Source organism: Mesorhizobium sp. M0751, from assembly GCF_040320265.1.
GTDB lineage: Bacteria > Pseudomonadota > Alphaproteobacteria > Rhizobiales > Rhizobiaceae > Mesorhizobium.
Window position 1 is genome coordinate 137,726 of record NZ_JAMYPH010000012.1, and the last position, 14,559, is coordinate 152,284.

At 62.7% G+C, this 14,559-nt stretch carries 15 protein-coding genes; 9 read left to right on the forward strand and 6 right to left on the reverse strand.

Annotated elements, in window-relative coordinates; genetic code table 11:
* Window positions 1-720 precede the first annotated feature (720 nt).
* From NKI19_RS19540 to panB, 6 genes are all read right to left on the reverse strand, one after another.
* The gene (locus NKI19_RS19540; RefSeq protein WP_352566712.1) at window positions 721-1,131 is read right to left on the reverse strand and encodes a DUF2285 domain-containing protein; all 411 of its coding nucleotides are present in this window, start codon (window positions 1,129-1,131) and stop codon (window positions 721-723) included.
* Between the two features lie 58 nt (window positions 1,132-1,189).
* Window positions 1,190-1,564 carry a transcriptional regulator domain-containing protein gene (locus NKI19_RS19545; protein WP_352508062.1) on the reverse strand — a complete coding sequence of 125 codons (375 nt, stop codon included), beginning with the start codon at window positions 1,562-1,564 and terminating at the stop codon, window positions 1,190-1,192.
* Entirely contained in the window at window positions 1,561-2,211 is a 651-nt protein-coding gene (locus tag NKI19_RS19550; protein ID WP_352566714.1) for an acyl-homoserine-lactone synthase, read from the reverse strand. The genes NKI19_RS19545 and NKI19_RS19550 overlap by 4 nt, the downstream gene beginning before the upstream one ends.
* A 93-nt stretch (window positions 2,212-2,304) precedes the next feature.
* Complete coding sequence (locus tag NKI19_RS19555) at window positions 2,305-3,030, reverse strand: LuxR family transcriptional regulator (RefSeq protein WP_352566716.1); 726 nt, start codon at window positions 3,028-3,030, stop codon at window positions 2,305-2,307.
* Between the two features lie 94 nt (window positions 3,031-3,124).
* Window positions 3,125-3,985 (reverse strand): pantoate--beta-alanine ligase, encoded by an 861-nt coding sequence (panC, locus tag NKI19_RS19560; RefSeq protein WP_352453543.1) that lies wholly within the window; start codon window positions 3,983-3,985, stop codon window positions 3,125-3,127.
* Window positions 3,982-4,842, reverse strand: a complete 861-nt coding sequence (panB, locus tag NKI19_RS19565; RefSeq protein WP_352453542.1) for a 3-methyl-2-oxobutanoate hydroxymethyltransferase — start codon at window positions 4,840-4,842, stop codon at window positions 3,982-3,984. Before panB ends, panC begins: the two co-directional genes overlap by 4 nt.
* Before the next feature lie 172 nt (window positions 4,843-5,014).
* Between panB and NKI19_RS19570 the strand changes: the two genes are divergently transcribed.
* The 9 genes from NKI19_RS19570 (at window position 5,015) to bioZ (ending at window position 14,537) form a co-directional block, all read left to right on the forward strand.
* Window positions 5,015-5,983, forward strand: a complete 969-nt coding sequence (locus tag NKI19_RS19570; RefSeq protein WP_023722073.1) for an NUDIX hydrolase — start codon at window positions 5,015-5,017, stop codon at window positions 5,981-5,983.
* 66 nt (window positions 5,984-6,049) lie between these two features.
* Entirely contained in the window at window positions 6,050-7,024 is a 975-nt protein-coding gene (nadA, locus tag NKI19_RS19575) for a quinolinate synthase NadA (RefSeq protein ID WP_352508058.1), read from the forward strand.
* Window positions 7,021-8,562: an L-aspartate oxidase gene (locus NKI19_RS19580; RefSeq protein WP_352566718.1), complete on the forward strand. Its 1,542-nt coding sequence runs from the start codon at window positions 7,021-7,023 to the stop codon at window positions 8,560-8,562. The genes nadA and NKI19_RS19580 overlap by 4 nt, the downstream gene beginning before the upstream one ends.
* Window positions 8,562-9,416: a carboxylating nicotinate-nucleotide diphosphorylase gene (gene nadC, locus NKI19_RS19585; protein ID WP_352484146.1), complete on the forward strand. Its 855-nt coding sequence runs from the start codon at window positions 8,562-8,564 to the stop codon at window positions 9,414-9,416. The genes NKI19_RS19580 and nadC overlap by 1 nt, the downstream gene beginning before the upstream one ends.
* 94 nt (window positions 9,417-9,510) lie before the next feature.
* Window positions 9,511-10,509, forward strand: a complete 999-nt coding sequence (gene bioB, locus NKI19_RS19590) for a biotin synthase BioB (RefSeq protein ID WP_352566764.1) — start codon at window positions 9,511-9,513, stop codon at window positions 10,507-10,509.
* Window positions 10,506-11,645 carry an 8-amino-7-oxononanoate synthase gene (locus NKI19_RS19595; protein WP_352492860.1) on the forward strand — a complete coding sequence of 380 codons (1,140 nt, stop codon included), beginning with the start codon at window positions 10,506-10,508 and terminating at the stop codon, window positions 11,643-11,645. The genes bioB and NKI19_RS19595 overlap by 4 nt, the downstream gene beginning before the upstream one ends.
* A gap of 11 nt (window positions 11,646-11,656) precedes the next feature.
* Window positions 11,657-12,292 carry a dethiobiotin synthase gene (gene bioD / locus NKI19_RS19600; protein WP_031194973.1) on the forward strand — a complete coding sequence of 212 codons (636 nt, stop codon included), beginning with the start codon at window positions 11,657-11,659 and terminating at the stop codon, window positions 12,290-12,292.
* On the forward strand, window positions 12,292-13,557 hold the full coding sequence (locus tag NKI19_RS19605) for an adenosylmethionine--8-amino-7-oxononanoate transaminase (protein WP_352566719.1): 1,266 nt from the start codon (window positions 12,292-12,294) through the stop codon (window positions 13,555-13,557). Before bioD ends, NKI19_RS19605 begins: the two co-directional genes overlap by 1 nt.
* The gene (gene bioZ / locus NKI19_RS19610; RefSeq protein ID WP_352566721.1) at window positions 13,554-14,537 is read left to right on the forward strand and encodes a 3-oxopimeloyl-[acyl-carrier-protein] synthase BioZ; all 984 of its coding nucleotides are present in this window, start codon (window positions 13,554-13,556) and stop codon (window positions 14,535-14,537) included. The genes NKI19_RS19605 and bioZ overlap by 4 nt, the downstream gene beginning before the upstream one ends.
* The last annotated feature ends 22 nt before the right edge of the window (window positions 14,538-14,559 follow it).

The following is a 14,559-nucleotide window of genomic DNA, read 5'->3' on the forward strand; positions in this document are numbered from 1 at the left end:
TATTGGTATAATTGATTGTAGGGATAGCTATCATCCACCCCATGGATAAGCCGCGTTTGGGGCCCTGATCTAACTTCCTCGTTGCGCCTGACGTCCTCATGACCGAACGCAAGCCCACACCCCGCGGCACGAGGAACAATCGGCCATGCGCGATCATCCCGGCCACGCACCTGACCACGAACCGCCGCCGCTCGTGGTCACGCGGTGATCGGCATGATCACACAGCACTGTAGTTAGGCAGCATCAGCGACGCATGCGTCGGCATCATCATCATCGGCAACGTGGGCGCCGTCGGCATGATTCACGTGTTCGTCACGTTGATCATAATCATCGTCGCCGCCGATCTAGTTTCTGATTGCCTGCCGCTTTGACGCGGCTTTCGCCGGTAGAGCTTAGCCCGCGATGGCCTATCAATACGCTGTTAGTCGGCATAGCCGAAACCGAGAGTCAGGCGGCGCAGGCCACAGAGCACGTTCAGCGACCGTTTCAGTCAGCGCCGGCTTTGTCGGGGTTCGTAACGGTCATCAGGATTCTCGGGGCATGAATGCACTATCACGAAAACGTTGGTTCTCAGTGCTTCGTCCGTATTACTCAAACCCGATTCCCGCAGCGGAAGAACTAGGCGCGTGTCACGTCTTGTACAAGGCACAATAGCAGTGAGAAATGGAGATTGATGCCTGCGCCTTTTCGAATAAGACAATCACCAAGCTGTCACCCGAATTACATCAGGAACTGTCTATAGCCGCCGCCCATCAGGTAGCGGCCACGTTGGATGGCGCGACGCACCTGATCGCGAAGATGGCTACCTGGATGAGACCAATCGTCTTCGACACGGCGTCTCCCGAACAGGGCAATGGCGATCTCCTGATGAGATGCTCCCGCAAGCGAGCCGTCCAAAGCCTGGAGCACGATACGCAGACGCGCTCCGCGGGGTTCCGGCGGAAAGCAAGCAGCTGCCAGGCGGCCGCAACCATTGATGTCGTTCAGGAACTGAAGGGCAGCGACATGGAACTTCAGGTGCTGCGGCTGCACGATCGCGTCGACATATAGCCGCAACGGGCGGAGAACGGATGCACCGGAAAGGGCGATCTGCAGACTCCGGCAGTCCTCCCTCAGCAGCACGTGCTGCACGCCGGCAGGTGTCAGCAGGATGTCCTTGCAGCACGAGAGCGAAGAAAGATCAAGCGGTTCAAAATCGTGGTCGAGCCCAACCGGCTCCGCGGCCGCTCGTAGAATACGGGCGCAGTCGCGCGGATCCCAAAAGACCCTTGCCGACGTAGCGTCCGACTGTGGCGCGTCCGCGAAAAAGGAGGCTCCATTGTCTTAGGAAAGATGATCCTGTCGTCAACTCGATTATGTTCATGTCGGCCTGGGCTCCGACAATGCAGGCGGACGGTGCCATTTTGGCGTGGTCGCGCTGGAATTGTGGATTGCGCCGAAGAAACTCCCAGGCCCAGGCAGTGCGTGGCAATCGTCTGGCGTAGTGGTAAGCTTCGTGACGACGCCAGTCCGGCCAGCATACAAGACCGACCGTCGCTTCCTTGGGCAGACCAGCATCCTTCACGGCTCAGGTGTCCACAATGCCGACGGGGCTAGAACCGGTTGCCACAGTACCGGTCCGCTCAGACGTCCCCTGCTGCGGATGCGCAAAAGGCTCGCGCGGGAAATCTCGAGAAACCCGGCCACCGCCTCGGTTTTGCCGACGGACTTGGGTTGTCCGATGCGCGACAATGGCCACGTCGCGAGGCGAAGGATCCGTTCCATGCGCGTATCCGTCACCGTTACTATCCGGGTCAGATCCTTGGCCAAGCCGAACTCGATCATGCCCGCGAAGAGCTCGTAGGTTGCCTGGGCCAGTCCGCCCGCTGCCTTGGGCGCCGACGGAGGAAGATCGAGCGCGAAACGACTGCTCTCCCATATGTCGGAGGTCGAGGGCACGACGTCAGCACCCAGCAGCACCGGGAACGTGTCGCGCAACATTGTGGGTCCGGTGCTGGGCAAAAGACGCACGCAACCGCGAATTCGCCAGTCGGATCCCTTGAGGAGCAGATAGACAGGCTTCAGACCATCAAACGGGTCTGTTTCCATCTGGTCTTCGGTATCAACTTCCCAATCGAGCCTTTCCTTGAACACCCGAAACCTGAGCCCGTGCATCTCTTTGAGCTCGCTTGCGAACTCGTCGTAAAGGTCTGGTGTTATCAGCTGCATCATGGTCGCCTCCGTGCGGGATGTGTTCCCGCCATCGAAGGGCAAAGCCGGCAGCGATGCAGCCTGTAGAGGTTTACAGCTATCGTGGCCGACGAATCAGGATTTCGCCTGGCCGGAGGCAGCCAGTCGTGCAACGGCCTGGTTGATCGTTCGAACGCCAAGCTTTGCCTTGGCGTTTTCCAGATGAAAGGTCACGGTGCGCTTTGAGACGCCGAGAAGCTGGCTGATAACCCAAGCCGACTTGCCGCGCGCCGCCCATTTCAGGCACTCGAACTCCCGCGGGGTGAGCGTTACACCATCCACCACGCGATCGTCGGCGAGCCTGCGCCGGACATGGATATGAAAGTTGATGGCCACCAGCTGCAATGCTTTTTCGTAACGTGTCAGTGACCGCAACAGAGGCGGGCGGGACTCGTCGGAAGCAAAGGTCAGGGCAGCAAACCGGCCGCAATGATCATGCATGGACATCGTCAGGCCGCCGCGGATGCCAAACTCAGCCGCACTCTCCAGAATTTGTTGCTGCGAATTCGGCAGACAGTGCCGAGCGCGATCCACACCCCAATCAAAGGTATCCCAGCCTTGCAGCCCGCGCAGGATGACCGGATCAAGACTGTGGTACCGCTGTTGCAGATAACGTGATGTCCAGGATGAAGGATAGTTTGAGATCAATTGCGGGGCGTCGCCGGGGGCCGACGGGTAAGTGAAATAGGCGAATAGCGGAAAATCGAAGCCGGCTGCAGCGGATGCCATTGCCTCACGGAGATCGGCAGCATCAACACTTGCAGACAGTTGCTCAACGAAGTTCTCAAACACGCGATGCATTTGCGCTTTGCGTAACCTCCGTGATCGCTCGATGCCAGGCAGAGACCTTGTTTTAAACGATCCCGGACGGATACAGCGCGTGCCGAGAACCCCGTTAATCTGTTGAAACCCGTGATATTCTGACGTTGTCTATGAGCCGTGTGCCGCCGAGCCAGGCCCCGACAAGCAAGCGTGCAGGTCGGTCAAGGCTTGTCATGGGTCGCAGATCTGCCTCGTCGCGAAGTTCCAGGTATTCGACCTCGCGATAGCCCGCAGCCAGAATTGCTGCGCGCGCTTCGGCAAGCGTTGGCAGGACGGGCGAGCCGCGGGCAAGCCGCTCAGCCGTCTCGAGCAAGACCGATGATAGCTCGGGGGCAACAGCACGCTCTGCTTGCGAGAGCCGGACATTGCGCGATGATAGTGCAAGACCGTCGGCTTCGCGGACTGTCGGACAAGGAACAATGGTGATTGGAATATCCAGGTCCCGGGCCATACGCCTGACTAGCTGAAGCTGCTGAAAGTCCTTTTCGCCAAAGAAGCCGAAGTCAGCGCTGGTCTGCAGGAAGAGCTTGGCGACGACGGTCGCCACGCCATCGAAATGTCCCGGCCGGAAGGCACCGCACAGGCCCTCGCTGACACCGGACACCGAAACGGTCGTGGCGAAGGCCGCCGGATACATCTCCTCTGCGTCCGGCGCATAAAGCAGGTGCGCGCCAAGCGGTGCCAGCTTGGCGGCATCCTCGTCCTCGGTGCTCGGATACGCGGCGAGATCGGCCTCGCTGTTGAATTGCTTCGGGTTGACGAAGAGCGTCACGATCACCCGGTCGGCCTTCACGAGTGCCGCGCGCACCAGGCTGAGATGGCCCTCATGCAGGACGCCCATCGTTGGCACGACGGCAATCCTCACGCCCTCGCGGCGCCATGCGGCGACGATTTGGCGAAGCTGGGCAACGCTCCTGACAATCGGCACGCTCACGCTGCTTCTCCGCTCTTGGTGGCGTCCCCGTCGGCGGGCTTGGGCGCATCGGCAAACACGTGCTCGGCGGCCGGAAACTGGCGCTCCTTCACTTCCCGCGCATAGGCTGCGATCGCAGCCGCAGCGGCCTCCCCCAGTTCAGCATAGCGCTTGACGAATTTGGGCCGGAAGTCGCCGAAGAGGCCCAGCATGTCGTCGACGACGAGAATCTGGCCGTCACAGGCGGCCGAGGCACCGATGCCAATGGTCGGGGTCGCCACCTCCCCGGTGATCCGGCGGGCGAGCGCCTCGGGAACCTTCTCCAGCACGACCGCAAAGGCGCCCGCTTCGCTCACCGCAAGCGCGTCGCGCCTGATGCGCTCGGCATCCCCGCCTCTGCCCTGCACGCGGTAGCCACCGATGGTGTTGATCGACTGCGGCGTCAAGCCGACATGGGCCATGACCGGCACGCCGCGCGCGGCGAGGAAGCCGATCGTCTCTGCCATCGTTTCGCCGCCTTCGAGCTTGACGGCCGCGCAGCCGGTCTCGGCCATGACGCGCGCGGCATTGCGGAAAGCCTGCTCGGGGCTTTCCTCGAAGGAACCGAACGGCAGGTCGACGACCATCAGCGCCTGCTCGAGGCCACGGCGCACGGCCTGGCCGTGAATGATCATCATCTCCAGCGTCACACCGAGCGTCGAGGGCAGGCCGTGGAGAACCATGCCGACGCTGTCGCCGACCAGCACCACATCGCAATGGGGATCGACAAGCCGGGCGACTGGGGTCGTGTAGGCGGTAAGACAGACGAGCGGCGTCCCACCTTTGCGCGAACGAATATCCGGCGGTGTGATCGCCTTGGTGTCACCAAACGCACTCAATGGACCCTCCTTCCCCAACGTTACCAACCGCGGGTGTCGCGTTTGCCACATTTTTGTGCAAGTGCGAAGAGCTAAAAATGGCCGTGCAGCTGTGCGGTGTTGACGTGCGGACAGGCGCGCTTACATTTAATCGATTCAGGCGCTCCCGAGCTGGCCAACCACTTTCGCGAACATGGACGATCAGGCAAAAGGACCCAGGAAAGACAGAGCCGCCGTCAAGGCCGACGAAGTCAAAGTGGACCTGATCGCCTTTGTCGTCGCCGTAAACGACAGTGAACCCTGTGTCCTCACCATCGGCCAGGCGGACACCCTGCCCTCCGGACCATTTGCGCTTGAGCACCGATCGCTGCAATCCGGTTTGAGGGGGTGGGTCGAGCAGCAAACCGGCCATCCGCTGGGGTATATTGAGCAACTCTACACCTTCGCGGATCGGGATCGCATCGGCGCCGAGCGCCAGCAGCGCGTCATCTCCATCAGCTATCTCGCATTGACCCGCAAGGAACAGGCAGCTGGCTCGCCCAAGTGCGGCTGGCAGAGCTGGTATGAATATTTTCCATGGGAGGACCACCGCTCCGGCACGCCTCCGGTCGTGCTGGACGTTCTGCGACCGCGCCTGATTGAATGGGCAGACGGCGTCAGCGACGCGGCCACGCGACGTGAACGCTGGCAGCGGGCGACGATAGCCTTCGGCTTCGACGACCGCCTTTGGAACGAGGAACTCACGCTTCAACGCTATGAGTTAGTCTACGAAGCAGGCCTGGTCCAAGAGGCCGGAAGCGGACGGGACGCGACGCTGCCTCCGCTGGTGCCCAGCAAGTCTATGGTCGCCGATCATCGCCGCATCGTGGCGACCGGCATTGCGCGGCTGCGCTCCAAGATCAAATACCGGCCGGTCGTCTTTGAGCTGATGCCGCCGGTCTTCACGCTTTTGCAGCTGCAGCGAACCGTGGAGGCGCTTGCCGGCAGGCTCGTGCGTAAGCCGAACTTTCGCCGGCTGATCGAGCAGCAGGAGCTGGTCGAAGAGACCGGAGAGGCAACCGCGGAGACCGGCGGCCGGCCAGCGAAGCTTTACCGGTTCCGCCACGCCGTTCTCGACGAGAGGGTCATCGCCGGGACAAAATTGCCGCTGGCGCGGGGTTGACATCGCTTATACTCACAGCAAGTATATGCTGGTTATTTTCAACTAGAGTATAAGCTGGAGGGGTCGATGAGCGCCATGCTGCCTGCGACCGCGTTTCTCTACGAGCGCGTCCGACGAGTGATCCCGCCGATCGAATGGCCGGCTTTCGTCGAGGATATCGAGGCGATCCTTGCACTGAAGCGCGAGCGCAACGCCATCATCCTGGCGCACAACTATCAGACCCCCGAGATCTTCCATTGCGTGGCCGACATCGTCGGCGACAGCTTGGCACTGGCCCGCACGGCTGCGACGATCGAGGCGCAAGTCATCGTGCTGGCCGGCGTACATTTCATGGCCGAAACGGCCAAGCTGCTAAATCCGCAAAAGACGGTGCTCATTCCCGACCTGCGGGCAGGCTGTTCGTTGGCGGAATCGATCACGGCAGAAGACGTGCGCTTGATGCGCCAGCGTTATCCCGGCGTGCCGATCATCACTTATGTCAACACGTCGGCCGAAGTGAAAGCCGAGTCGGATATCTGCTGTACATCCGGCAACGCCAAGGCGGTCGTCCAATCCCTTGGCGTTCCCCAGGTGATCATGTTGCCGGACGAATATCTGGCCCAGAATATCGCCGCCCAGACCGATGTGCAGATCATCGCCTGGAAAGGGCATTGCGAGGTGCATGAGCGCTTTACACCGGCCGACATCCGCGAGTTGCGCGAAAGCCATCCCGGCGTGATCGTGCTCGCGCATCCCGAATGCCCGCCCGACGTCGTGGCTGAAGCAGATTTTTCCGGCTCGACCGCTGCCATGTCCGACTATGTCGAGAGGCAAAGGCCGGCACGTGTCGTGCTGATGACGGAATGTTCGATGAGCGACAACGTCGCGTTAGCGCACCCAGAGGTCGAGTTCATCCGGCCCTGCAATTTGTGCCCTCACATGAAGCGGATCACGCTTGCCAACATCCGCATGGCGCTCGAGCAGAACCACCATATCGTAACCATCGAACCCGGGATCGCCGGGCGCGCGCGGCTTGCGGTCGAACGGATGCTGGCAATTTGAGCGCCGATGTCCGCAGCATCTTCGGGCGGCCGATCATCATCGGCGGCGGCATCGCCGGACTGATGACCGCGCTTCAACTGGCGCCGGAGCCGGTGCTGCTTCTGTCCAGGACGCTGCTGGGAGCTGACAATTCGAGCACGTGGGCACAGGGTGGTCTGGCTGCAAGTTTCGGCGAAGACGACGATCCGGAACTGCACCTGGCCGATACGCTTGCCGCCGGGGATGGTCTCTGCGACACAGACGTGGCGAGCCGCATCCTCCAAGCCGCGCCCAAGGCGATAGAGGGGCTTGCGGGCTTTGGGGTTCCCTTCGACCGTACGTCGAAAGGATCACTGTGCCTCGGATTGGAGGCCGCACACAGCCGACGTCGCATCGTTCATGCGCATGGTGACGGCACCGGGCGTGAGATCATGCGTGCCCTGATCGCGGCTGTGCGTTCCACTCCGTCGATTGTTGTCGTGGAGGGCGTGGAAGCGCGCCGACTGGCGGTGCGAGAGAATGCGATCCGAGGCGTCTGGGCGAGCGGTTCGATAGGACCTGTCTTCTTCGGCTCACGGCGGGTCGTCCTCGCCACCGGTGGGATCGGGGGACTGTTTCTCGACACCACCAATCCTTCGGGCAGTTGCGGACAGGGCCTGGCGCTTGCGGCCCGCGCTGGAGCTGTCCTTGCCGACCTCGAGTTCATCCAGTTCCACCCGACCGCGCTTGACGGCCCGGAACGCCCTATGGCGCTGGTCAGCGAGGCCGTCCGCGGCGAAGGTGCTGCCCTGATCGACGAAACCGGCCAGGCTTTTCTCCAGAGCGTGTCAGGGGCGGAACTTGCGCCTCGTGATGTCTTGGCGCGCGCCGTCTGGAACCATCTTGCGAACGGCCACCGTGTTTTTCTCGACGCGCGGCAACGGCCTGGCCCGGAATTTGCTCGACACTTCCCGACAATTGCATCAGCCTGTCGTGGAGCCGGCATCAATCCCGCGCGCGATCTCATCCCCATTCGTCCGGCCCAACACTACCACATGGGTGGCGTTGCCGTGGACGGCTCCGGTAGGACGTCCGTCAAGGGGCTGTGGGCCTGCGGCGAAGTCGCTTCGACAGGACTGCATGGCGCCAACAGGCTCGCCAGCAATTCCTTGACCGAGGCCGTCGTGTGCGCGCGCTGGGTCGCTGAAAGTGTCGCCGGAACGCCTGCTCGCAGAACAAGGCCTGCGGTTGCCGACGTTTACCCATCGCCCGCTCCGATACCCGTGCGTGTTTTCCTGTCGCGTGCACTGGGCATCGTCCGGGATGGTGAAGGTCTGAAAGCAGCCGCACGTGCCTTATTGCCGCTCGCCGAAAGCCTGGACGCGGCCTCGGATGCGGCGGCTGTCGGGCTAATGATCGCGGTTGCCGCCTTGTTGCGCCAAGAAAGCCGCGGCGCTCATTACCGGACAGATTTTCCTCATCATGCGACTGTCGCCCGACGGTCCGAAATCACCCTCGAAGCCGCCTTGGCCGCTGCGCGGGAACTCGGAAACTCGCCAAGCCTCGAAGGGGCAAAGTGATGACGCTCTCACCGCTTCCCACGGTCATGCTTGAGCCGCTTGTAAGGGCAGCTCTTCTTGAAGACCTTGGCAGAGCCGGCGACTTGACCACGGAGGCCATCGTGCCGAAGGCACACCAAGCGGGAACCGTGCTGGCGGCGCGCCAGTCCGGAGTTGTCGCCGGCCTCGATCTGGCGATGCTCGCTTTCCGCTTGATTGATCCTGATGTCGAAATCTCGGTGGAGCGGGCAGACGGCTGCAATGTCATGGATGGAGAGGTCATTGCAACGGTGAGTGGTCCGGCCCGGGCCATTCTCACAGCCGAACGGACGGCGCTCAATTTTCTCTGTCATCTGAGCGGCATCGCTACAGCAACGGCATCGATCGTCGCTGCGGTTCGTGGATATGGCGCGAAGATCGTCTGCACGCGCAAGACGACGCCCGGATTGCGGGCAGTCGAAAAATATGCCGTGCGCGCAGGTGGCGGATCCAATCACCGCTTCGGCCTCGACGACGCAATTCTGATCAAGGACAACCACATCGCCATCGCAGGCGGCGTTCGCCCGGCGCTCGAGCGAGCACGAAGACGGGCCGGTCATCTCGTCAAGATCGAAGTCGAGGTCGATACGCTGGCCCAGTTGGAGGAGGTACTTGGCTTCGCTCCCGATGCGGTTCTGCTCGACAACATGTCCCTCGCCGATCTTCGCCGCGCCGTCGCAATCGTTGGCGGCCGTGCTATCACCGAGGCTTCTGGCGGGATCGCATCCGATACAGCGCGAGCGATTGCCGCGACCGGCGTTGATCTGATTTCAGTCGGCCGACTGACCCACAGCGCGCCGATCCTGGATATCGGCCTCGACTATTGGGGCCCATGATTGCCTGAGGGACGAACAGGATCGAATCAACTGTCTTTCCGATCGTCATCAATCAGACAGCAAAGCAAGGCAGAACCGGAGGAACAGCATGGACATGCAAACAGCCAGTCCAACGCAGACATCGCCACAGGCTCAATCCCCTGACCCTGGAGCGTGGACCCTGGAGAAGGCTCGGGCACTTCACGATGCCCCCTTCAACAATCTCCTCTTCCTCGCGCAAACCGTGCACCGCCAGAATTTCGATCCCAACAAGGTCCAGCTCAGCCGGCTGCTCAGCATCAAGACGGGCGGATGCCCGGAGGATTGCGGCTATTGCAGCCAGTCGGCGCATCACGAGACCGGCCTGAAGGCGTCGAAGCTGATGGAGGTCCGGCGCGTCGTCGCCGAGGCGACCAAGGCGCGTGACGCCGGCGCAACCCGCTATTGCATGGGCGCGGCCTGGCGAAACCCCAAGGCGCGCGACATGGATGCGGTGGTGGCGATGGTCGAAGGCGTCAAGGCGCTGGGCATGGAGACCTGCATGACCCTCGGCATGCTCGATCTTGAGCAAGCCGCTCGACTGAAGCAGGCTGGTCTCGACTTTTACAACCACAACATCGATACGTCGGAACGCTACTATAGCGAGATCATCAGCACACGCAGCTTTGCCGAGCGGCTCGAGACGCTCGAGCACGTTCGCCAATCCGGCATCAAGGTCTGCTGCGGCGGCATTGTCGGCATGGGCGAGGAGCCGGTGGACCGGATCGGCATGCTGGTGACGCTGGCCAACCTGCCGGAACATCCGCAAAGCGTTCCGATCAATATGCTGATCCCGATCCCCGGCACCCCGCTTGCCGACGCCAAGCCCATCGAGCCGATCGAATTCGTGCGCGTGATCGCGCTGGCGCGCATCATGATGCCGAAATCGCATATCCGTCTTTCCGCCGGCCGTACGGCCATGACCGACGAGATGCAGGCGCTGTGCTTTTTTGCCGGCGCCAACTCGATCTTCGTCGGCGACACGCTGCTGACGGCGGACAATCCCGGTGAGGACAGGGATACCCTGCTGTTCCGGCGCCTTGGCATCGAGCCGATGGAACTCGAGGCGCAATGAACGGGGCACCGCTTGCCCGCTATGAGGCGACCTTGCAGGGACTGGCGCGCAAGGACCGGCTGCGGACGCTGAAGCCATGCGCCGGGCGCGACTTCTCGTCGAACGACTATCTCGGGCTTGCCGCCTCCAAAAGACTTGGCGAAGCGGTTGCGGCGGCGATTGCGCGTGGCACGCCGGTTGGCGCCACCGGGTCGCGGCTGTTGCGCGGCAATGCGCCGGAACACGAGCAGCTCGAGGCAGACGCGGCGGCATTCTTTGGAGCCGACCGCGCGCTGTTCTTCGGCAGCGGCTACATCGCCAATTTCGCTCTGCTGACGGCGCTGCCGCAGAAGGGCGACCTTTTGGTCCTCGATGAGCTCGCCCATGCCAGCATGCATGAGGGTGCGCAGGCCGGGCGCGCACAGTTCGTGCTGGCCGCGCACAACGACGCCAACGCTGTCGAGGATGCGATCACGCGTTGGCGCGCCGAAGGCGGCATGGGATGCGTCTGGATTGCGGTGGAAAGCCTATACAGCATGGATGGCGACTGCGCGCCTTTGGAGAGCCTGGCCGCGCTTGCCGATCGGCACAACGCATTCATCGTCATTGACGAGGCGCACGCGACCGGCGTCTGGGGACCGGACGGCCGGGGGCTGGCCGCCGCTTTCGAGGGCCGCGACAACATCGTCGCGCTCCACACCTGCGGCAAGGCGCTCGGCGCATCTGGTGGGCTCGTGACCGGGCCGAGGACACTGTGCCAGTATCTGATCAACCGTTGCCGGCCATTCATCTACGCCACCGCGCCATCGCCGCTGATGGCGGTCGCGGCGCGCGAAGCGCTCGCAATGCTCGCCGACGAGCCTATGCGGCGTTTTCAGCTGCATGAACGCGTCGCCCTCGCAGGCCGCCAATTGGTCGATCGCTGCGGCGTGATACCAAGTGGCTCTCAGATCCAGCCTTTGGTGATCGGCGATGTCAGGCGCACCATGGCAGTGGCGGCGCGCCTGCAGGCCCGCGGCTTCGACATACGCGGCATTCGTCCGCCGACCGTGCCCGAGGGCACGTCGCGGCTGCGCATCTCACTGACGCTCAATATCGGCGAAGCCGACATTTCCGCCATGGTCGAGGCGCTCGTCGAGGTGTTGGCCCAGACATGACCGGAGGCGACATGACCAAGCGCATCGTCATCACCGGAACAGACACCGGAATTGGCAAGACGGTGTTTTCGGCCGGGCTTGCCGGCCTGCTTGACGGTTTCTACTGGAAGCCGGTGCAATCGGGCCTCGACGGCGAGACCGACAGCGAGGCGGTTGCACGGCTTGCCGGGCTTCCGTCGGGGCGCGTGCTGCCGGAAGCCTACCGCTTGAAGAGCCCGCTTTCGCCGCATCGTTCGGCCGAAATCGACGACGTTTCGATCGAGGCTGCCGATCTTTCGTTTCCGGTCCTGCCGACACCGCTCGTCATCGAAGGCGCGGGCGGGCTGATGGTGCCGCTGAACCGCCGGACAAGGTTCATCGACATATTCGAGCAATGGCAGTTGCCGGTCATTCTGTGCGCCCGCACCGCGCTCGGAACAATCAATCACACCCTGCTGTCGATCGAGGCCCTGCGGGCGCGCGCTATCCCGTTGGCTGGCATCGCCTTCATCGGCGATGAGATGACCGATACGCAACGGACGATCGTGGAATTCGGTGACGTGCCGCAACTCGGCAGGCTGCCGCACCTCGATCCGCTGACGGACAAAACGCTGAGACAAGCGATGATTGCCGGCTTCGACCTCGCTTTGATTGCCGGAGGCGGATGATGCCGCAATCCCGTGTGTGGCATCCCTTCACCCAGCACGCGCTCGAGCCGGCAATCCCTGAAATCGTCCTGACTGAAGGCGCGTATCTCCACAAAGCCAATGGCGCGCGCATTCTGGACGCCATTTCCTCCTGGTGGGTCGTCACCCATGGCCACCGCCATCCCCGCATTATAAAGGCGATCGAGACGACCGCCTCGAGCCTCGACCAGATCATCTTCGCAGGTTTCACGCACGAGCCTGCCGAACGCCTGGCCAAGGCGCTTGTCGGGCTCGCTCCCGCCGGACTCGACTGGGTGTTCTATTCCGACAGCGGCTCGACCAGCGTCGAAGTCGCGCTGAAGATGGCGCTCGGCTATTTCCGCAACATCGGCGCGCCGCGCTCGCGCATCGTCGTCATGGAGCACAGCTATCATGGCGACACGATCGGCACGATGAGCGTCGGTGCCCGCGGTGTGTTCAACGCCGCCTACGAACCCTTGCTGTTCGAGGTCGACACCATTCCCTTCCCTGCCGCCGGGCGCGAACAGGAAACGCTAGATCGTTTCGAGGCCCTCAGCCGCGACCAGCGCGCCGCCGCGCTGATCGTCGAGCCGCTGGTGCTTGGCGCCGGCGGCATGCTGATGTATCCGGCATCGGTTCTGTCCGAATTGAAGAGGATCACTGAGGCCTCGGGCACGCTGCTGATCGCCGACGAGGTGATGACCGGGTGGGGGCGTACCGGAACCATGTTCGCCTGCGAGCAGGCGAACATCTCTCCGGACATGCTGTGCACCTCGAAGGGCCTGACCGGTGGCGCAATCCCGCTGGCCGCCACGCTTGCCACGGATGCCATCTTCCACGCTCATTATTCGGCGGATCGCAAGAATACGTTTTTCCACTCGAGTTCCTACACGGCCAATCCGATTGCCTGCGCGGCAGCACTCGCCAATGTCGAGATCTGGCGTGACGAGCCGGTGGCCGAGCGGATTGCCACCCTGAGCGCGAGGCAGGCCGCCGGCCTTCGGCGCTTTCGCGACAATGCCAACTTCACCGACAGCCGGGCGATCGGCACGATCCTGGCTCTCGACCTGCGCGCCGGCTCTGCCGGCTATCTGGCCGAGATTGGACCTAAGCTGCGCGCGTTCTTCCTCGACCGTGGGCTGCTTGTGCGCCCGCTCGGCAATGTCCTTTATCTCCTGCCGCCCTATTGCATCACCGGCGACGAGCTCGATCGGCTCCATGACGCCATCGAGGAGGCCGGCGAACGTTTCGGTTCGAGGCCATGAGCAGGTCGTCGCGCCTTCTCGGGTTTGGCCATCATGCGCCTGGGCGAAAGGTGGCGAATGCCGAAATCGAGAACAATCTCGGCCTCGAACCGGGCTGGATCGAGCGGCGTACTGGAATCCGGTCGCGCTTCTGGGCAACGGACGAAGACACGCTGTCTGGTCTTGCTGCCCAGGCCGGCGCCATGGCGCTGGCCAGCGCCGGCATTGCGCGCCACGACATCGGTCTGCTGCTGCTTGCCACCTCGACGCCCGATCACCTCCTGCCGCCCAGCGCGCCCCTGGTCGCACATCGGCTGGGGCTCGGCCGCGCCGGCGCTGTCGATCTGACCGGCGCCTGCGCCGGCTTCATCTATGCGCTGATGTTTGCGGACGGATTTACCCGCCTGCACGGCAAAGCGAGCCTTGTTATCGCCGCCAATATCCTCAGCCGCCGCATCAATCCCTCTGAGCGCGCCAGCGCCGTGCTGTTTGCCGATGCCGCCGGCGCCCTCGTGATCGGTCCGTGCGAGGATACTGATCGGGGGATTCTCGGTGCCTCCGTGGATTCGGACGGCTCGCGATACGGGCTGATCCAGATTCCCGCAGGAGGAAGCAACAAGCCGTTCCACGGTGACCTCGACCTCGCGCAAACGCGAATGACGATAACCGACGGCCGCGAAGTATTCGCCAAAGCCGTCGAGATGATGACCGATTGCTCGATAAGCGCGCTAGCCGCTGCCGGAGTGCGACCACAGGATGTCGACCGGTTCGTGCCGCATCAGGCCAATGCTCGCATTTTCGATGCTGTCGGGAGTAACCTCGGCATAGCGGATCAAGCAATTGTCAAGACGATTGCCGAATACGGCAACTCTTCGGCCGCGACGATCCCGCTCTCACTGTCGCTCGCCAATCAAGCGGAGCCGTTTCGGCCGGGCGAGAAAATACTCCTGGCGGCGGCAGGTGCGGGACTCAGCGGCGGGGCGCTCGTCGTCGGGATTTAGCATAGCGAAGCTGCTCAACATC